The organism is Williamsia maris (assembly GCF_024171815.1).
Classification (GTDB): Bacteria; Actinomycetota; Actinomycetes; order Mycobacteriales; family Mycobacteriaceae; genus Williamsia_A; species Williamsia_A maris.
The window spans coordinates 1,105,566-1,124,343 of record NZ_JAMTCJ010000002.1 but is presented as its reverse complement, the minus strand read 5'-3'; the positions used below and the strand labels follow the sequence as shown (position 1 = coordinate 1,124,343).

The following is an 18,778-nucleotide window of genomic DNA, read 5'->3' as shown; positions in this document are numbered from 1 at the left end:
CGTGTCGGTGATCGACCGGCCGTCGGGTGTTCGATCCGCGGCGTGGGCGTGGCTGATCGGCGGCGTCGTCTACTTCGTCACCGAGGCCGTGGCCGCCGTGCGCTATCCGGACTACAGCTACTCGCGGGACTACATCAGCGCTCTCGGCGTCCCGAGCTCCTCGCCGTCGGCGGCACTGATGAACCTCGGCGCGTTCATCGTCCACGGGATCCTGTTCGCCGCCGGCGGCATCCTCCTCGTGCACGCGATCGGGCGAACGAGTCGGGGACGTACCGCGTTCGTGGTGCTCACCGTCGTCAACGGCATCGGCAACGTCCTCGTCGGGGTGTTCCACGCCGGGGCCAGTCCCCTGCACGGCTTCGGCGCCCTGCTCGCGATCGTCGGAGGCAACGCCGCGATGATCGTCGCCGGCGGGGTGTTCGCCGAGATCGGGGCGCCGCGCTGGTACTGCGTCGCCTCCTGTCTCGCGGGAGTCGTCGGTATCGCGAGCTTCATCGCGTTGCTCGCCATCGCAGGTGCGGACACCGGCCTCGAGGGCGCCGTCGAGCGCGGCGCCGTGTACTCGATCATCGGCTGGGACATCGTCACCGGCCTGGTGATCCTGCTGCTCGTCCTGCCAGGTCGGCGAACTGCTCAGCCCCCACCCCACCGGTAGAAGTGCACTATGGGGTGATGACTGATTTATCCGGCAAGGTGTTCGTCGTCGTCGGCGCCACCGGCGCCCTGGGTTCCCGCATCGCCACGTTGCTCGCCGACGCCGGCGCGACTCTGACGATCTCGGGCCGGTCCGCCGACAAACTCGACGCCCTGGGCATCGACGGCGCACACATCGTCACCGCGGATCTGCGTGAGCCGGCCGCGGCGGCGCAGGTGATCGACGCCGCCAAGGAGGAGCACGGTCGTATCGACGGCGTCGTGAACGCGGCCGGGGTCGCGGCCTTCGGGCCGGTGGCCGAGATCGACGACGACACCGTCGACGACCTGGTGCTGATCGACTTCCTCGGACCGCTGCGTCTGCTGCGGGCAGCGTTGTCCGCCGTCGAGGAGGGCGGCGTCATCGTCGGGATCAGCGCGGTGCTGGCCGAACAGCCCGTCGCCGGGATGGCGACGTACTCCGCGGTGAAGGCGGCCGCGTCCACGCTGTACATCGCGGCGGCGAAAGAGGCGCGCCGCAACAAGATCCGCGTGGTCGACGTCCGACCGCCGCACACCGAGACCGGACTGGTCGACCGGGCCATCGCCGGCGAGCCACCGAAGATGCCCGAGGGGATCGCGCCGGACGCGGTTGCGAAACGCGTCGTGTCGGCCATCACCGGCGGCGAACGCGAAGTGCCCAGCAGCGACTTCGACTGACGGCTACCTCCGCAGCGACGACCGGGCGACCGGGAAGTCGAAGTAGGTGTTGCCGAACCGTTCCGGCTTGTAGGTGAAGTGCCACCACTCGTAGGGGTACGGGGCGAATCCCTGCTGCACCAGTCCGTTGAGGAGCAGGACACGGTTCCGAAGCTGTTGGCCCCCGACGCGAGAATCCAGTGGCCACGCGAGGGTGTTGAAGCAGTCGAAGCCAGTGCCCATGTCGATCGAGTTGTCTGCGAAGCGTTTTGCCTGCGGTGCCGTGCAGTCCACGAGTCGCTGTCCACGCACATACGGCCGCGTCGGCCGGGCCGGCAACCGGACGAGGGTCAGGTCCATCGTGCTCCCGCGACTGTGCCCGGACTGCTCGGCGATGTAGCCGTCGCGGAACAGATTCGATTTGTCCACGCCGGAGTAGAACTCGGCCTTCATCCGTTGGTCGTCGAGCTTCTTCGCCCACGCGACGAAGTCGTTGACCGCGCGCTGCGGGCGGTAGCAGTCGTACACCTTCAGCGAGTACCCCTGCAGCAGGAAGTGCAGTTGTGCCCGGTGCAGCCCCTCGGCCGCCTCGCGGGTGCTGCCGACGCGGTCGGCACCGCGACGGAGAGTGCGACGAGAACAGCGGCCCCGAGGCCGAGGAGTCTGGATGTCATACCCGGGGATTATCGCACCGCGAGGCGACAGTTGCCGCTTTCAGTCGAGAGCCGGGAGCACGTCGGTGATCGGGGTGTTCTGGCCGCCGGCGAGCCACCACCGATCGTCACGACGCACGAGCACGTACATCGCCATCTCCGAGAAGGCGCCGCTGAGGGCACGCCTGCGGATCTGCGCGATCACGACGTCGTCGGTGGGTGCCGACGCCTGTGCGAGTTCGAACACCGAGACCGGGGACGCCGGCGCCCCCGTCAGCTGAGTGCGATGGATCGCGTTGAGGGGCGCGAACCCCTGCAGCACCTGACCTTTCGGTGAACCCCACAGGATGTCGCCGGCGAACAGCCCGTCGTAGGTGTCGGCGTCGCCGGTGTCGTGACCACGCTGCAGGTGGTCGATGAGGTGCGTGATCGCGTCACGGTGTTCGCCGCTGTCGAGCGACGGGCGGTGGGTCCGGTCGTTGTGCGTATCCATGGCGGCGACGGTAGGACCTCAACGCCACTTGAAGTCAATGTCGTCGATGACCGATGAGTTCCGACGCCTCGCCGGGTCGGTATCTGTGTACGGACTCCCCAGACGAAAGGACGAACCATGTCCATAGTGCATCTGCTCGCAGTGGTACCCGTGTCCGACCTCGCGACCGCGAACAGCTGGTACGAGGGGCTCTTCGGTCGGCCCGCCGACAACAACCCGATGCCGAGCCTGGTCGAGTGGCAGGTCACCGACCACGGCTGGGTACAGGTCAGTGTCGACACCGAACGAGCCGGGTCGGGTCTGCTCAACCTGGCCGTCGACGACATCGACACGCACGTGACCGAGCTGGCCGCACGCGGACTCACCACCGGCGAGATCCAGACCGTGACGAAGGGCGTTCAGCTGTCGGCCATCACCGACCCCGACGGCAACACGATCACCGTCATCGGGAGCTTCCGCGAGACGTACTGAGAATCAGATGTCTTTGACCGCGACGCGGAACGCGTCGTAGGTCGACTGCAGCGCATCGGCACGTGCGGCCTGGCTGCCCAACTGTGCTCCAGCGCCGCACAACTTGTCCATGGCCAGGTGCATCAGCGACAACCACACGGTCGCGATGACGCGCACCTGCATGTCGTCGGTGCTCGCACCGGTGCGTTCGGCGATCTTCTCGCTGAGGCGGCGGAACTTGATCTCACCCATCTCGGCGCTGCGACCACTCACCGACGGCGATGACTGCGCGATGCGGTTCATCACCTCGAAGCGGTCGAGGTCGAGGCTGGAGATCTCCGGACACCCGCCGCACATCACCGAGAGGTGCGCGTCGAGGAGCGCCTGGAACTCGTTGCCTGTGCGCGGCTGAGCGTCCATCGCGGCCGCGACGGCGGCGACCATGTCGTCGATGGGGGCGAGGATGACGTCCTCTTTGGTCGCGAAGTAGCGGTTGAACGTGCGCGGCGAGATGTCAGCGGCGTCGGAGATCTGCTCGACCGTGGTCGCGTCGAACCCCTGCGAATCGCACAGTTCGAGCGCGACATCAATCAACCGAGCCCGCGTCTGTACCTTCTTGCGCTCACGCAGACCGGCTCTGGCCTGCGGCTTCTCGGTATCCACCACCGTCACGAGCACCATCGTACCCGTCCGACGGAGACAAGCGCCGCAAACCGTCAAATGTCACTCACCGTCTTCTGGCACTTGACGTCAAGTGTCTGACCCTGCCACTATTGCCGAGCGCCGCCTGGCACACCCTCTCCAGATTCGAGGAATCGTGGCACTCACCAATCCCCCAGAACTCGACGACACCGAACTCGACACGACTCGGTCGTCCCACACGTCGGCCACCGAGCCGAAGAGCAACCGCAAATGGTGGGCGCTCGGCATCATCGCCCTTGCGCAGTTGATGGTCGTCCTCGACGCCACCATCATCACCATCGCGCTGCCGTTCGCCCAGACCGATCTCGGCATCTCCGACGCCAACCGCCAGTGGGCACTGACCGCCTACACGCTGTTGTTCGGCGGACTGCTGCTCCTCGGCGGTCGCATGGCCGACTATCTCGGACGCCGCAAGATGTTCCTCATCGGACTCGCCGGCTTCGCATTGTCCTCGGCCGCAGCGGGACTCGCCTGGAACGGCGCGTCGTTCTTCGCCGGTCGCGCACTGCAGGGCGTTTTCGCCGCGATGCTCGCCCCCGCAGCGCTCTCGCTGATCACCGTGACGTTCGTCGAGCAGAAGGAACGCGCCCGTGCGCTGGCCGTCTACGCCGGCGTCTCTGGTGGTGGCGCGGCGATCGGCCTGATCGCCGGTGGTGCACTCACCGAGTACTTCTCGTGGCGCTGGACCCTGCTCATCAACACCCCGATCGCCCTGATCGCCGCCATCGGCGGACTGATCCTGGTGATCCGCGACAAGCCCGTCACCCGACGCGGCAGCTACGACCTGCCCGGCGCCGTCACGGTCACCGCAGCTCTGGTCAGCCTCGTCTACGGATTCACCAAGGCCGCCGAATCCGGTTGGGGCGCAGCGTCGACAGTGTCGCTGCTGGTCGCAGGCGTCGTGCTCCTCGCAGCGTTCATCGCCATCGAGATGCGCGTGTCGAATCCGCTGCTGCCGCTGCGGATCCCGGGAGAGATCAACCGCGGTGGTGCGTTCCTGATCTCGTTCATCGTGCCCATCCCCATGTTCGCGATGTTCCTGTTCCTGAGCTACTACTTCCAGAACACGTTGGGTGAGACCCCACTGCGCACCGGCGTCCTGTTCCTCCCGTTCCCGATCTTCATCGTGATCGGTGCCGGGCTGGCCAGCTCGCTGCTCCCGCGCTTCGGACCGCGTGCACTGCTGGTGGGCGGTTCGGCCCTGGCCACCGCCGGCCTGCTGTACCTGGCCCAGCTCGACACCGACTCGACGTGGTTGGTCAACGTCCTCCCCGCGATGATCCTCATCGCCGCGGGCATGGGACTGGTGTTCGTCTCGATGCAGACGGTTGCGCTGCACCGCGTCGACGCCGACGACTCGGGCGTGGCCAGTGCGCTGGTCAACACGACCCAGCAGATCGGTGGCTCGATCGGGCTGGCGCTGCTGAGCACGATCGTGGCGCAGGTGTTCGCCGGTCGGCCGAACACCAACACGCCGGACGGTCTGAAGGAGGCGAACATCTTCAGCTACGACGTCGCGTTCTACTCCGGCGCCGGTTTCATGGCCGTGGCGCTGGTGGTCGCGCTGGTCACCATCCGGATGCGCAAGCAGGATCTGGCCGACGAGTCGCCCGATCCCCTGCTCGTCGCCTGACCCACGCAGGTGAACAACGAAGGGCCGCCCCGAGACATCGAGGCGGCCCTTCGTGTGTCGTCCGACCGGAGCTACTCGACGTGCGGTTGTCCCGTCGACGCACTCGTCCCGCCGTCGACCGTGAGCATGGTGCCGGTGATGTAGCGGGCATCGTCGGACGCCAGGAACAGCACCGCCGGCGCGACGTCGTCGGGCTCACCGGGTCGGCCCAGCGCGATGCGATTGACGAACGGGGCCAACGACTTCTCGTCGCGGCCCATCCCCTCGGTCATCTCGGTGAGGGTGAACGCCGGTCCGACAGCGTTGATCCGCACGCCGCGACCGCCGTAATCCAGTGCGAGGGAACGCACGAAACCGTTCACCGCGTGCTTGGTGGCGTTGTAGGCCGCCTGCCCCCAGTCACCGCCGATCCCGGACACCGACGACACCGCGACGAGGTTCCCGCCGGTTCTCACCAGTTCCGGCAGCGTCGCCTGCGCGACGTGCACGAAGCCGTCGATGTTCACCCCGCGCAGCAGCGCCCAGCTGTCGTCGGACATGTCGGTGATGTCGCCGCCACCGTCGTGGACCCCGGCATTGCTGACGACGACGTCGATCCGGCCGAATTCCTCGAGGGTCGCCACGACGAGGGCGTCGACGTCGGCCCGCTTCGACACGTCACCGGGAACCACCAGGGCGTGACCGTCGGCGGCGTCGCCGACCGTCTCCTCCAGCGGGTCACGACGACGGCCCGAGACGACGACCTTCGCGCCGTTGGCGAGGAATGCCCGGGCGATCGAGCGCCCGATGCCGGTTCCCGCGCCGGTGATGACCACGACCTTGTCGCTGACTGCGTATGTGTTGGTGGTGCTCATGCGCTGCGTGCGCCTCCTTCGACGTGAATGGTCTCGCCGCTGATGAAACCGGCGGTCAACAACCATGTTGCCGCATCGACGATGTCGGCAGTCGTGCCGACGCGGCCGGCCGGGATGCTGCCCGCGACGCCGTCGAACAGGGCGGCGCGGTCGGCGTCGGGGAGTCCGTCCCAGGTCCCGGAGTCGACGATGCCGGGTGAGATCGCGTTGACGCGGAGGGGTGCGAGTTCCGCGGCGAGGTGGTCGACGGCGAACGCCACCGCACCGTTGGTGATGCCCATGATCGACTTGCCCGGAGACGGCTTCCATGCCGCGACACCGGAGAACAGGATGATCGACCCGGACGGCGGCATGGTCGGCGCGAAGTGCTTGGCCAGCATCAGCGGGCCGATCACCTTGGCCTCGAACGCCGTCACGACCCTGTCGTGGTCCAGCGCGGTCACCGCGACGTTGTGGTGTGCTGCGGCGGTGGCGACGATGTGGTCGACGGCGCCGAGTTCGGCGGCCGCGGCCGCGATGCTCGCCTCGTCGGTGATGTCGATGGTGATGGGCCGGGCGTTGTGAACGGCGGCGGCCGCCGTGACCGCGGCATCGTCGTCACGTGCCCCGATGACGACCTGTGCGCCCAGTTCGGAAGCGCGCGTCGCGATCGCCAGTCCCAGGTTCTTCGCACCGCCGACCACCAATACCGTCTGCCCGTCCAACGTCTGCGCCATGTCCGTTCCTCCTGTGGTGTCGTAGTGTTTCCACCAGAGACGGTATGAATTTGATACCGGTATCTACAACGAAACCGTCGACCACCAGGAGGGACACGCGATGTCGAAGGCCTACAACGTGATGGCGCCGACCTGCCCGAGTCGCGTCGTGCTGCACCGGATCGGCGCCCGGTGGACGGTCTTCGTCGTCACCGCGTTGGCATCGGGCCCGATGCGGTTCGGCGAGTTGAAGACCCACATCCAGGGCATCACGCCCAAGGTCCTCACCGAGACCCTGCGTGCGTTGCACCATGACGGTCTGATCGACCGGAGGGACTTCGGCGGTCAGCCACCGCACGTCGAATACGCCCTCACCGACCTGGGACACTCGCTTCTCGAACCCCTGGCCGCGGTCCGCGCCTGGGCGGAGTCGCACGTGCCCGAGGTGCAGGCGGCCAACGCACGCAACGACGACGCGCGAGACGACAACGCCCGGCACGACGTCGGGTAGACGTCGCGCCGGGCGCCGCGCGCTACACGCGGGGCGGGGTCAGCCCAGAACCAGGCTCTCCCCGTCGGCGCTGGTGTTGACCGGGACGACGTCGCCGTCGTGGATGTCACCGGCCAGCAACCCGCGGGCGAGTTGGTCACCGATCGACTTCTGGACGAGCCGTCGCAGCGGTCGCGCACCGTAGAGCGGGTCGAAACCGCGCGCCGCCAACCACTTCTTGGCGTTGGCCGACACCTCGAGCTGCAATCGGCGCTGCGCCAGTCGCGCGGCCAGCGACCCGATCTGGATCTCGACGATCGACTCGAGTTCGGACTCGTTCAGCGCGTCGAAGATGACCACGTCGTCGAGTCGGTTGATGAACTCGGGCTTGAAGGCCGAGCGGACCGCCGCCATCACCTGATCCTTGGTCCCGCCTGCTCCCAGGTTGGACGTGAGGATCAGGATCGTGTTGCGGAAGTCCACCGTTCGGCCCTGGCCGTCGGTGAGGCGTCCCTCGTCGAGCACCTGCAGCAGGATGTCGAACACATCCGGGTGCGCCTTCTCGATCTCGTCGAACAACACGACGGTGTACGGCCGACGACGCACCGCCTCGGTGAGCTGACCGCCCGCCTCGTATCCCACGTATCCCGGAGGGGCACCAACGAGCCGTGCGACGCTGTGCTTCTCGCCGTATTCGCTCATGTCGATGCGCACCATCGCGTGCTCGTCGTCGAACAGGAACTCCGCCAACGCCTTCGCCAGCTCGGTCTTGCCGACGCCGGTCGGCCCGAGGAACATGAACGAACCCAGCGGCCGGTTCGGGTCGGCGACACCGGCACGCGAACGACGGACCGCATCGGACACGGCCTCGACCGCCTCCCGCTGACCGACCACGCGGGCACCGATCTCGTCCTCCATCCGCAGCAGCTTGGTGACCTCACCCTCGAGCATTCGGCCGGCAGGGATGCCGGTCCAGGCGGAGACGACCTCGGCGACGTCGTCGGGGCCGACCTCCTCCTTGAGCATGACCGAATCGCCTGCGGGCGCGCTCTTGTCGGCCGCGATGGCGAGTTCCTTCTCCAGCACCGGGATCTGCCCGTAGCGCAGCTCGGCAGCACGTCCGAGATCACCGTCGCGCTCGGCACGATCGGACTCACCGCGCAGCGACTCCAGCTTCTCCTTCAGATCGCGGACACCGTCGATGGCCTGCTTCTCGCCCTGCCAGCGCGCCGAGAGCTCGTTGAGCTTCTCGCGCTGATCGGCGAGTTCGCGGCGCAGCTTCTCTAGACGCTGCTTCGACGCCTCGTCGGTCTCCTTGTCGAGCGCGACCTCCTCGACCTCCAGCCGGCGGACGATGCGCTCGACCTCGTCGATCTCGACGGGACGCGAGTCGATCTCCATGCGCAGACGCGACGCCGCCTCGTCGACGAGGTCGATGGCCTTGTCCGGCAGGAACCGTGACGTGATGTAGCGGTCGCTGAGCGTCGCCGCGGCGACGAGTGCGGAGTCGGTGATGCGCACACCGTGGTGCACCTCGTAGCGCTCCTTGAGTCCACGCAGGATGCCGACCGCGTCCTCCACCGAGGGCTCACCGACGTACACCTGCTGGAAACGACGTTCCAGGGCGGCGTCCTTCTCGATGTACTTGCGGTACTCCTCCAGCGTGGTCGCACCGACCAGCCGCAGCTCACCGCGGGCGAGCATCGGCTTGATCATGTTGCCCGCGTCCATCGCGGAGTCGCCGGTGGCGCCGGCACCCACGATGGTGTGCAGCTCGTCGATGAAGGTGATGACCTGACCGGCCGATCCCTTGATGTCGTCGAGGACGGCCTTGAGCCGCTCCTCGAACTCGCCGCGGTACTTCGCTCCGGCGACCATCGACGACATGTCGAGGCTGACGACGGTTTTGTCCCGCAGGCTCTCCGGCACGTCACCGGCGATGATGCGCTGGGCCAGTCCCTCGACGATGGCCGTCTTGCCGACACCCGGCTCGCCGATCAGCACCGGGTTGTTCTTGGTGCGGCGGCTCAGCACCTGCACCACGCGCCGGATCTCGGTGTCGCGACCGATGACCGGGTCGAGCTTGCCCTCGCGGGCCTGCGCGGTGAGGTCGGTGGAGTACTTCTCCAGGGCCTGATAGGTCGATTCCGGATCGGGCGAGGTGACGCGCGCGCTGCCGCGAACGGCGACGAACGCCTCGCGCAGGGCCTGCGGGGTGGCGCCGACGTCGTGCAGCAGCTTGGCCACCTCGGAGTCACCGGTGGCCAGACCGACCACGAGGTGTTCGGTGGAGACGTACTCGTCGTCGAGCTCGCCCGCCAGCTGCTGAGCAGCGGTGATCGCGGCGATCGTCTCGCGCGTGAGCTGCGGCGCGGAGCTGGCACCGGATGCGGTCGGCATCCGCGACACCAGGTTCTTGGCCTGCGCCTTCACCGCGGTCGGGTCGACACCGACGGCCTTGAGCAGCGGCGATGCGATTCCCTCGGGTTGATCGAGCAGTTCGACCAGCACATGGGCCGGCCGGACATCGGGGTTCCCGGCGGCGGTTGCCGACTGCACCGCGGCCGACAGTGCGGCCTGCGTCTTGGTGGTGGGGTTGAACCCGCCGGAGTTGGGAGTGGACATGTGCTCACCTTCCTAGGTCTTGCGTGAAGTATCTCGGGTCCGATGACCCGTCGAGTTCTTCAACGCACGAGAACTTGAGTCTGTTCCGCTCAAGTATGCATCATCCGCGAGCCCGCGCAGCACATCGCCATCAACCAATGTCGCATCGGACAGTGGTACGGACTAGGGTCGGTCGGTGCCCGATCCACCACCCGGCGCGGTGCCCGCGACACGCGACGGACTCCGGCAGATCGCCGTTCTCGCGCGGCAATGGTGGAATGACCCGGTCGACCACCTGTGGTCGAGAGCATTCCTGCACGCCAGGTCACTGACGACGGTTGTGCGAGTTGCGATCTCGGCGTTCGCCGCCATGCTCGCACTGTCAGCGATCGCTGTGATGTGGTCGCCGTCGGGACCGGGGAGCGGTCCGATCCGGATCGCAAACATCACGTGCGCACTATTGGCCATGTTCTGGATGCTGCGCTGGATTCTGCGACCTTGGCCGAATCAGCGGACCTCGGTGACTTTCGTCCTGTCCGCCGACGCGGGAATCTGTCTCGCGTCGACTCTCGACGCCGACCCCATGGCAGGCCTGTGTGGGGTCCTGATGTTGTTGGTGCCCGGCCTGTACGTGACGTTCTTCCATGGCCCTGCACTGGTCGTCGCACACGTCGCGATATGTCTGGTCGCGGTCGTGGTGGTCCTCACGCCGGTTGCGCTCGGTCCGGACGCTGATCCCGCCCTCACCGTCGCGAAGGGCGCAACCGCCGTGATGGTCCTGGTGGTCATCCCGACCATGACCCACATCGGCTTGTGGCTACTCCGAGCGGATGCCGCCGCCTCGCTGGTGGATCCACTCACAGGCCTGCTCAACAGGAGGGGGTTCACAACACAGATGTCGCGTCTGATGGTGGCCTCACAAGGCACGGTGTCGGACCATCTCGCTGTTGTCGTCTACGACCTCGACAACTTCAAGAGGGTCAACGACACCTACGGACATGACGCCGGAGATCTCGTCCTGCGCCGTGCAACCCAGTGCGTGGATCAACAACTACCCCTCTCAGCCATCCATGCACGACTCGGTGGCGAGGAATTCGCGGTCGCCGCGGCGAGGCCACCGACAGAGGTACGCGCACTTGCCGAGGCCGTGCGGCTGGCCGTGCAGATGTCCGACGGACACACTCCCGTCACCGCCAGCGTCGGTGTCACGTCGACGCCGATCAGCGGCATCGACTCCACCGACCTCGAGGTCCGCGTCATCGAATGGCTCCGCGACGCCGATCGTGCGATGTACCGGAGCAAGCGATCCGGAGGCAATGCAGTGGGTGTCGACGGGTGAATCCAATCGCCGAAACTGTTGACATCTCTGTCATCGGGCAATGACACTCTCCGGGTGTGTGACGCGGCGCACATCCGTACGGGCGAGGTGCTGCGGTCGGTTACCGGATCACCGGTGCTCGATTCGCACATCTGATGAGAAGCCATTCGGGAGGCTCGACGTGCACGTCACACCCATCCGCCGCTGGATCACGGTCATCGCGATCGTGGTGGCGGTGTTCGCCTCGAGCACGACCCTCGCCGTGGCCAAGGCGCCGCCCGGATACAACGACCTGACCGACGTCTGGCCGGACTCGGTGGCGCAGGCCCGGTGTCGGCCCGGCGACCGGGTGGAGACCGGGGTGCAGGGCGAGGTCCCGCTGTCCGATCGGAAGAGTGGTCGGAGTCGTCGCGGGTACAACTGCAACGTCGACCTCGTCGGGCAGCTGCAGAACGAGGGCACCGGGATCACCAGCGCGTCCTACAAACAGTGCACCTACACCGGCACCAGCTTCCCGACCAACCTGCTCAACCGTAAACCCGCCGGCGTCAACGTGATCGACGCATCCGATCCCGCCCGGCCCGTGCGCACGGCCGTCCTGAACGAGCCCGCGGCGCTGGGCGGCACCTGGGAGTCGCTGAAGGTCAACGAGGCCCGCGGGCTGCTGGTCGGTACCGCCGTCGGCGTCCTGGAGGGCGCCGGCTACATCTCGGTCTACGACATCGCCACCGACTGTGCGCACCCGCGCCTGCTCAACCGTGGTGCGGGGAGCCGGCTGAACATGCCGATACCGATCACCACGCACGAGGGCGACTTCTCCCCTGACGGCAAGACGTACTGGGCCTCTGGTGTCGCCCCGGGCTACATCAGCGCCGTCGACCTGACCGACCCGAGCCGGCCGATGGTCGTCTGGAGCGGCATCACCGGGATCTCCGCCCACGGCATGGGCTTCACCCCCGACGGCAAGACCATGTATCTGTCGAATCTGGCCGGGCTCACCATGATCGACGTGTCCGCGATCCAGAACCGGAAGCCGCGCACGATCGTCTCCCGTCCGGCGCCGCACATCGGCCAGAAGTTCTGGACCGACGGCCAGATCACCCAGCACAGCATCTACGTCACCTACCGCGGCAGGCCCCACGTGTTCTCGATGGACGAGGCGGGCTCGGGTGGCGCGAAGCTGTTCGACGCCACACGGTCGTCGAACCTCAAGCTGCGCAACGTCATCAAACTGGCCATCAACCTACCGAGGAACCAGACCCGCGCAGTGGCCAGCGCCGGCGGCAACGGACCGTTCGCCTACGAGTCGCACTACTGCTCGGTGGACCGTCCGGTCGATCCGCGTCGGATGGCGTGCGGGTGGATCCAATCCGGCATCCGCGTCTTCGACATCAGCGATCCCGACCGATTCCGGGAGATCGGTTACTACAACCCCGCCGCCCAGGTGGGCAAGACGTTCACCACCCTGACCAACTCCATCCACGCCGGACTCGCCAACATCGCCGCGCCGCCGATCATCGGGGCCGCGGCGCTGGGTCGCGCGATCCTGCAGGGACAGGCACCGCTGACCGGCATCGTCAACGACCGGTCCCGACTGATCGGCGTCGACATGACCGCGGACTGGTGCATGTCACCGCCGCAGTTCCGTGGCGACCTGCTCTACGTCACCTGCTCGGACAACGGCTTCCTGGCGTTGCGGATCGATCCGCGCGCGGGGACGGCACGGTGAGACAACGGTGGGCGTTGTGCATCGTCGCCCTCACCGCCGGGGTGTCGATGATCGTCGGGGTGATGATCGGGAACGCGAGAGCCGTCGAGGCCGCACCGGCTCTGAGCAGCATCGACATCGGGTTCGCGCAGGACATGCTGGCCCACCACCAGCAGGCGATCACCATCGTCGGGCAGCTCTCACCGCAGGCGACACCGGAGGTTCGCGCCGTCGCCGATCAGATCTCCAGCACGCAGCTCGCCGAGACCGGGCAGATGCGCGGATGGCTACAGGCGGCCGGGGCGCCCGAGCAGTCATCGACTCCGATGGCATGGATGGGATCCGCGCACGCTCAGCACGCCGGGTCGGTGATGATGCCGGGGATGGCCGATGATGCCGAGCTCACCGCCCTGCACGAGACGACCGGCTCGGTCAACGAGGTCCGGTTCCTGCAGCTGATGATCCGGCACCACCAGGGCGGGATCAGCATGGCGCAGTACGTGCGTCAGCACGGTCACAACGCCTCGGTCACCGCGACCGCGACCCAGATGCAGGACGAGCAGAGCAACGAGGTCGATCTCATGGTGACGCTGCTGACCGCTCGTGGCGGTACGCCGTTACCGTTTGCCTGAGGGCGCCTGCGGCGCGGTGTCGTTGGCGCGCAGGCGGATCCGCATCGTGTGATCCGCACCGGCGACCACGGTGCCGCTCGAGTCGACGATGTCGACGTGGTGGATCACCTGCGTGACGCCCTCGCGGGTGGCCTCGTCTCGGATGCGCTCGGCCTCGTCGTTCGGGAGTTCGACGCGGAGTTCGAGGCGGCCGCGTCCCGGCGCCTGGAAGTCGATGCTCGCGGCCTTCGTCCACACCTCGAAGCGGCGACCGAGCTGCGCAGCGAGCATCATCCCGTAGAGGACGTCGGTGGCCGAGAACAACGCTCCCCCGAACGCGGCGCCGTGCAGGTTGGCCGTCCACGGGTAGACACGGACCGTGATCGCGCCGGAGGTCCAGTCGTCGGCGATGTGCGAGACCCGCACGCCCGCGCCGAGCAGCGGCGGGTAGAGCCCGACGAGCAGACGGAACCTCGACGGCTTGTAGAGCCAGCCGTGGAACACGGTCTTGTTGTTTTTCACACCCGCCATTGTCGGCCACCGCCTCGTCGGGCCGACGAGGTGATCGCGGACGTGGCCCGACAACGGCGTGCCTCACATGCTGGTGTGACCGTCGATGCTCTCGCGGATGATCTCGGCGTGACCTGCGTGCTGGGAGGTCTCGGCGACCAGATGGATCAGGACTCGTCGAACGCTCCACGATGCGCCGGGCTCATTCCACGGCGCTGAGGGCAACGGCGTCGTGCGCGACAGGTCACCGGCATCGCCGATCACGGCCTCGGTCGCTGCGGCGACCCGTTCGTAGTCGGCGATCACTCCGGATCGGGTGTCCTCGGGGAGCATCTCGAACTCGTTCTGGCGATCGATGGCCCATTGCGGGTAGGTGTGCGCCGTCCCCGACATCAGGTCCTCCCAGGTGACGCCCTCGGGGAGCACCAACTCCATCCCGGAGGTGCCCTCGGTGACGAACCGCATCCACGCCGCCTCGGTCGACGCGACGTGCTTGATCAGCCCGCCGAGACACAGTGCGCTGGCCGTGGAGCGCAGGCCGAGCTGCTCGTCGGTCAGGCCCTGCACCGTCCCGAGAAGAACGGCTCGGGCGGTGGCCAATTCGGTGAGCAACTCCGCGCGCTCGTCGTCGATGGTGGTGGTCATGGTGTCGGCTCCCTGGGACTCGGTGATCGTCATGAGATGAGCATGTCCCCCATTGCGGACAGTTACGGTCCTCGATCCGTCAGGCCGGCGTCGTCACTTTCGCTGTCGAGGTCGGACGTGCGCGTACGGCGTCGACCACCGCGATAACCAGGGCGACAGCGGTGAGCCCGGCGGCCACCGACATCCCGATCTGGAAGGCCGGAGCAGAGTCACCCGGGGAATCGGCCACCTGAGCGAAGAACACCGCGCCCACCAGCGCGATCCCCGCGGCCGAACCGATGCGCTGGCCTGTCTGCAGCACACCGCCGGCGATACCTGCCCGCGACACCGGCACGTCGTCGAGGGTCAGCGTGATGTTGGGCGAGATGACGAGCCCCGATCCGATTCCGGCCACCAGCAGCGGCAGCGCGGCGGCCCATCCGACACCGTGGCCCGGTACGGCCATCGAGGCGACCACGGCTCCGACCATGCCGACGACGACCATCGCCAGCCCGGTCGCGACCAGACCTCGTCCGAAGCGACCGACCAGGTTGCCGCCCACCCGGGCCGACACCGCCGAGCCGATGGCGAACGGGGTGACCGCCAGACCGGCCTGCAGGGCCGAGTAGCCGAGCCCCTGCTGCACGTAGAGCGTGTAGACGAAGAAGATCGTGGTGAAGCCGGCGAAGTAGACCATGCCGATGACGCAGCCGAGGGTGTACGACCGCAGCGAGAACAGGCCGAGGTCCACCAACTGTTGCTCACCGCGTGAGCCGAGCCTGCGTTCCCACAGCAGGAACGTCCCGAAGAAGATCGCGGCCGGGATCAACAACAGCCATTTGGCGTTGCCCTGCCACTGCTGTTCCTGGACCAGCGGCAGCATGAGCGACACCACGGCCAGACCCAGCAGCACGACGCCGACCGGGTCGAAACTCGAGGCACGCAGGGGTTGTCGCGACTGCGCGGGTGTCCCCGGGAGCAGTGCGATCGCGGCCACCAGCGCCACGACACCGATCGGGATGTTGACCATGAACACGTAACGCCAGCCGTGTTCGGTGCCGCCGAGCTCGATGAGGACACCGCCCAGCAGGGGCCCGACCGCGGTGGAGATACCGATGGTGGCGGCGAACAGTCCGAATGCCTTGGCGCGCTCGCGGCCCCGGAACAGCTGTTGGATGATGCCCGACACCTGCGGGCTCACGATGCCGCCGGCGACACCCTGGACCAGGCGGGCGATCACCAGGACCAGCGGACCGGTGGCCAACCCGCACGCAGCCGATGCGACCACGAAGGCGATGAGTCCGACGATGAACGTGGTCTTGCGCCCGCGGGCGTCACCGATCCGTCCGGCGGCGACGAGCACGAGGCCGAACGCCAGCGCGTACCCCGACACCACCCACGACAGGTCGGCCGACGACGCACCGATGCCCTTCTCGATCGACGGCAGCGCGACGTTGACGATCGAGACGTCCAGCAGGGTCATGAAACCGATGACGAGACAGACCGCCAGCGCCTTCCACCGCCTCGGGTCGGGCTGCGTGTCGTCGGGCGACGTGGGGTCGGGAGTCGGCATTGTCGGTTGTGCGCCTTTCGGTCTGGGGCTCGCGTCGGTGGCGGCACCCCCGTGGGACGGCTGCGCACACCAAACCGCCGAGTCTACTTTCCGGACCCGGGCACAATCACAGTTGTGACCGAACGCGACGAACACGATCGAGGACTGGGCCGACGGATCTCCCGTGACGCCCTACCCGCGTGGCGACGTATCACCGCAGGCGAACCGCGCTGGGTCGCGTCGGTGGCGATCATCGTGGTCATCGCGCTGCAGCTGGCGCTGCCCGACCGACTCAACCTCTCGTCACGGTTTCTGCTGCCGGCCATCGAGGTGGTCCTGCTCATCACCCTCGTCGCGGCCAACCCCTTGCGCATCGACCGCGTGTCCACTCCCCTGCGCTGGGTGAGCCTCACGCTGATCGCCGTCGCCAGCCTGGCCAACGGATACTCCGCGGTGCGTCTGGTGCTCGAGATCGTCGCCGGCGACCACCGGGTGTCGGCAGCGGCGCTGCTCGCCACCGGCGGTGCCGTGTATCTGACCAACATCATCATCTTCGGACTCTGGTACTGGGACCTCGACCGTGGCGGGCCCGCAGCACGAGCGGCCGGACTCCGGCGTTACCCCGACTTCCTGTTCCCCCAGATGACCACCCCCGATGTGTCCGACCCCGACTGGGAACCGCAGTTCGCCGACTACCTGTACGTGTCCTTCACCAACGCAACCGCTTTCAGCCCCACCGACACCATGCCGATGAACCGATGGGCCAAACTGCTGATGGCGGTGCAGTCGATGATCGCGCTGGCCACCGTGGCCATGGTTCTCGCGCGGGCGATCAACATCCTGAACTGAACATCACGCTCACCCGATCGTGTAGACCAGACCCGATCGCTCGTCGGCGAGCTCGCAGACGAATTCTCGGGCGGCCCCCAGATATTGACTGACATAGTCCACCTCGAACAGCACGCGCTCGCGGCGTCCGGGTACGGCCACCGGCTCATCGACGAGCACGATGTCGCGCGCGACCTCGGCGACCTCGTCGGGATCGAGGACACCGAACCACGGGTGATACTCGACGCCGTTGCCACACATCGCTACCTGACCGTGCACCATCGCCGCGCAGGGACGACCGACGAACAGCTGCTGCAACGCCCTCCACGCCTTGTCGAGATACAGCATCGGCGGACGATCGTCCGGATCACCCCATGCGTCCATCAGCGGGTCGTCGGAGATGAACAGCCTCGGGTCGGAGCGTGCGTGATCGACGAGTTCGGCACGGACCGGATAGGCGTAGTAGCGGATTCCCATGCGCACCAACGTTGCACCGGACGCCGACCACAACACCGGGCATGACCATGACTGGGCGCCGGTTGTGCACAGATGGGGTTTCATCCCCATGAGTCCGTTCTCGATGACTGTCTCCGGGCCGGTCGTTCCAGCGTCACGTCGATGAGACCGTCGGAATCGTAGACGCTGTCGATGAGGCTCTGGGACGGCCCGTGCGGGTAACGGGTTTGTCGCATTCGGGGATGCCGCCACACCGCTGGGCGATACTGATGGCCGCCGACGAGATCCGTCGGGGAACTGATCTTTATGGGGCAAACATGAAGAAACTCGTGATCGCGGTCCTGGCGGCCAGTGCGTTGGTCCTCGCGGGCTGTTCGGACTCCGACACCCAGAGCACCACCGATTCGGCGACGAACGCCGCCAACAACGCCGCCGACGACATCGGCAGCGCCGCATCCAAGGCCGCCGACTCCGCAGGCAACGCCGCGTCGGACACCCGCGACGCCGGATTCATCGCGGTCCTGGCCGCGGCAAGCCTGAAGTTCGGTGACGACAAGGACATGGTCGACGAGGCCAAGGACGTCTGCGAAGACCTCAAGGGCGGCAAGACCGCGTCCGAGGCCGCCGACGACGTGAAGGACAAGTACGACGGCGACGCCGGCAAGGCGCTCAACTTCGTTCGTTCCGCTGTCCCGGCGTACTGCACGACCGAGGTCGGCAAGCTCGTCGGCTGACCTGACCGCACGGCACACCGATCAGCCGTCGCCTCGATCCACGATGCTCGATATCGTGTCCGGGCGGCGGCTGTTCGCGGTCAGCGGCCGGCTCATCGAACGGAGAGTCACCATGCAGATCGAATCGCTCGACCATCTCGTTCTGACCGTCGCCGATCCGGATGCGACCGTCCGTTTCTACACCGACGTCCTCGGGATGACCGAGCACACCTTCGGCTCGGGACGGACCGCACTGCTCTTCGGCCGCAGCAAGATCAACCTGCACCGGGCCGGGCACGAGTTCGAGCCGAAGGCGGACCGTCCGACACCCGGCAGCGCCGATCTCTGCTTCCTCGTGGCGACGCCCATCGCCGACATCGTCGAGCAACTCGACGCGGCCGGCGTCCCGATCGTCGAGGGGCCGGTGTCGCGCACGGGCGCGACCGGCGACATCCTCAGCGTGTACGTCCGCGATCCGGACAACAACCTGATCGAGTTGTCCAACCCGATGTGACATGCCGGACAGCGCGACGGAGGTGTCGCAGAGCGCTC

Annotated in this window: 21 protein-coding genes; 11 read left to right on the top strand and 10 right to left on the bottom strand. The window is 67.2% G+C overall.

Going from position 1 to position 18,778, the window contains the following annotated elements:
* Position 1 precedes the first annotated feature (1 nt).
* Positions 2–655: a DUF998 domain-containing protein gene (locus LX13_RS12045; RefSeq protein ID WP_253661546.1), complete on the top strand. Its 654-nt coding sequence runs from the start codon at positions 2–4 to the stop codon at positions 653–655.
* Positions 656–672: 17 nt separating this feature from the next.
* On the top strand, positions 673–1,353 hold the full coding sequence (locus tag LX13_RS12040) for an SDR family NAD(P)-dependent oxidoreductase (protein ID WP_253661545.1): 681 nt from the start codon (positions 673–675) through the stop codon (positions 1,351–1,353).
* Positions 1,354–1,356: 3 nt separating this feature from the next.
* On the opposite strand, the gene LX13_RS12035 is transcribed toward LX13_RS12040, so the two are convergent.
* Positions 1,357–2,001, bottom strand: a complete 645-nt coding sequence (locus LX13_RS12035; RefSeq protein WP_308214747.1) for a M15 family metallopeptidase — start codon at positions 1,999–2,001, stop codon at positions 1,357–1,359.
* Between the two features lie 45 nt (positions 2,002–2,046).
* Positions 2,047–2,478, bottom strand: coding sequence for an SgcJ/EcaC family oxidoreductase (locus LX13_RS12030; RefSeq protein WP_253661544.1), 432 nt, complete (start codon positions 2,476–2,478; stop codon positions 2,047–2,049).
* A 117-nt stretch (positions 2,479–2,595) separates the two neighbouring features.
* Between LX13_RS12030 and LX13_RS12025 the strand changes: the two genes are divergently transcribed.
* A complete protein-coding gene (locus LX13_RS12025; protein WP_253661543.1) occupies positions 2,596–2,949 on the top strand; it encodes a VOC family protein in 354 nt (117 codons plus the stop codon).
* Positions 2,950–2,952: 3 nt separating this feature from the next.
* Here the strand turns inward: LX13_RS12025 and LX13_RS12020 are convergent, their stop codons facing one another.
* The gene (locus tag LX13_RS12020; protein WP_253661542.1) at positions 2,953–3,600 is read right to left on the bottom strand and encodes a TetR/AcrR family transcriptional regulator; all 648 of its coding nucleotides are present in this window, start codon (positions 3,598–3,600) and stop codon (positions 2,953–2,955) included.
* A gap of 145 nt (positions 3,601–3,745) precedes the next feature.
* On the opposite strand from LX13_RS12020, the gene LX13_RS12015 reads away from it, so the two are divergent.
* Complete coding sequence (locus LX13_RS12015; protein WP_253661541.1) at positions 3,746–5,263, top strand: MFS transporter; 1,518 nt, start codon at positions 3,746–3,748, stop codon at positions 5,261–5,263.
* A 71-nt stretch (positions 5,264–5,334) separates the two neighbouring features.
* Here the strand turns inward: LX13_RS12015 and budC are convergent, their stop codons facing one another.
* A complete protein-coding gene (gene budC / locus LX13_RS12010; protein WP_253661540.1) occupies positions 5,335–6,117 on the bottom strand; it encodes a meso-2,3-butanediol dehydrogenase in 783 nt (260 codons plus the stop codon).
* The gene (locus tag LX13_RS12005; protein ID WP_253661539.1) at positions 6,114–6,833 is read right to left on the bottom strand and encodes an SDR family oxidoreductase; all 720 of its coding nucleotides are present in this window, start codon (positions 6,831–6,833) and stop codon (positions 6,114–6,116) included. Before LX13_RS12005 ends, budC begins: the two co-directional genes overlap by 4 nt.
* 100 nt (positions 6,834–6,933) lie before the next feature.
* On the opposite strand from LX13_RS12005, the gene LX13_RS12000 reads away from it, so the two are divergent.
* A complete protein-coding gene (locus LX13_RS12000; RefSeq protein WP_253661538.1) occupies positions 6,934–7,323 on the top strand; it encodes a winged helix-turn-helix transcriptional regulator in 390 nt (129 codons plus the stop codon).
* A gap of 39 nt (positions 7,324–7,362) precedes the next feature.
* Here the strand turns inward: LX13_RS12000 and clpB are convergent, their stop codons facing one another.
* Positions 7,363–9,927, bottom strand: coding sequence for an ATP-dependent chaperone ClpB (gene clpB / locus LX13_RS11995; RefSeq protein WP_253661537.1), 2,565 nt, complete (start codon positions 9,925–9,927; stop codon positions 7,363–7,365).
* A 499-nt stretch (positions 9,928–10,426) separates the two neighbouring features.
* Between clpB and LX13_RS11990 the strand changes: the two genes are divergently transcribed.
* From LX13_RS11990 to LX13_RS11980, 3 genes are all read left to right on the top strand, one after another.
* Positions 10,427–11,245 (top strand): GGDEF domain-containing protein, encoded by an 819-nt coding sequence (locus tag LX13_RS11990; RefSeq protein WP_253661536.1) that lies wholly within the window; start codon positions 10,427–10,429, stop codon positions 11,243–11,245.
* Between the two features lie 160 nt (positions 11,246–11,405).
* Positions 11,406–12,953 (top strand): LVIVD repeat-containing protein, encoded by a 1,548-nt coding sequence (locus LX13_RS11985; RefSeq protein WP_253661535.1) that lies wholly within the window; start codon positions 11,406–11,408, stop codon positions 12,951–12,953.
* Positions 12,950–13,564, top strand: a complete 615-nt coding sequence (locus tag LX13_RS11980; protein ID WP_253661534.1) for a DUF305 domain-containing protein — start codon at positions 12,950–12,952, stop codon at positions 13,562–13,564. Before LX13_RS11985 ends, LX13_RS11980 begins: the two co-directional genes overlap by 4 nt.
* Here the strand turns inward: LX13_RS11980 and LX13_RS11975 are convergent.
* The 3 genes from LX13_RS11975 to LX13_RS11965 form a co-directional block, all read right to left on the bottom strand.
* Positions 13,550–14,065: a PaaI family thioesterase gene (locus LX13_RS11975; RefSeq protein WP_253661533.1), complete on the bottom strand. Its 516-nt coding sequence runs from the start codon at positions 14,063–14,065 to the stop codon at positions 13,550–13,552. The two genes, LX13_RS11980 and LX13_RS11975, sit on opposite strands and share 15 nt — an antisense overlap.
* Positions 14,066–14,137: 72 nt before the next feature.
* Positions 14,138–14,731 (bottom strand): DinB family protein, encoded by a 594-nt coding sequence (locus LX13_RS11970; protein ID WP_253661532.1) that lies wholly within the window; start codon positions 14,729–14,731, stop codon positions 14,138–14,140.
* Between the two features lie 46 nt (positions 14,732–14,777).
* The gene (locus tag LX13_RS11965) at positions 14,778–16,250 is read right to left on the bottom strand and encodes an MFS transporter (protein WP_253661531.1); all 1,473 of its coding nucleotides are present in this window, start codon (positions 16,248–16,250) and stop codon (positions 14,778–14,780) included.
* Positions 16,251–16,364: 114 nt separating this feature from the next.
* On the opposite strand from LX13_RS11965, the gene LX13_RS11960 reads away from it, so the two are divergent.
* Positions 16,365–17,078: a DUF1345 domain-containing protein gene (locus LX13_RS11960; RefSeq protein WP_253661530.1), complete on the top strand. Its 714-nt coding sequence runs from the start codon at positions 16,365–16,367 to the stop codon at positions 17,076–17,078.
* Positions 17,079–17,087: 9 nt separating this feature from the next.
* Here the strand turns inward: LX13_RS11960 and LX13_RS11955 are convergent, their stop codons facing one another.
* Positions 17,088–17,534 (bottom strand): YfbM family protein, encoded by a 447-nt coding sequence (locus LX13_RS11955; protein WP_253661529.1) that lies wholly within the window; start codon positions 17,532–17,534, stop codon positions 17,088–17,090.
* A gap of 296 nt (positions 17,535–17,830) precedes the next feature.
* Between LX13_RS11955 and LX13_RS11950 the strand changes: the two genes are divergently transcribed.
* Together LX13_RS11950 and LX13_RS11945 are read left to right on the top strand one after the other, a co-directional pair.
* Positions 17,831–18,247 carry a DUF732 domain-containing protein gene (locus tag LX13_RS11950; protein WP_253661528.1) on the top strand — a complete coding sequence of 139 codons (417 nt, stop codon included), beginning with the start codon at positions 17,831–17,833 and terminating at the stop codon, positions 18,245–18,247.
* Between the two features lie 112 nt (positions 18,248–18,359).
* Positions 18,360–18,740, top strand: coding sequence for a VOC family protein (locus LX13_RS11945; protein ID WP_253661527.1), 381 nt, complete (start codon positions 18,360–18,362; stop codon positions 18,738–18,740).
* Positions 18,741–18,778 lie beyond the last annotated feature (38 nt).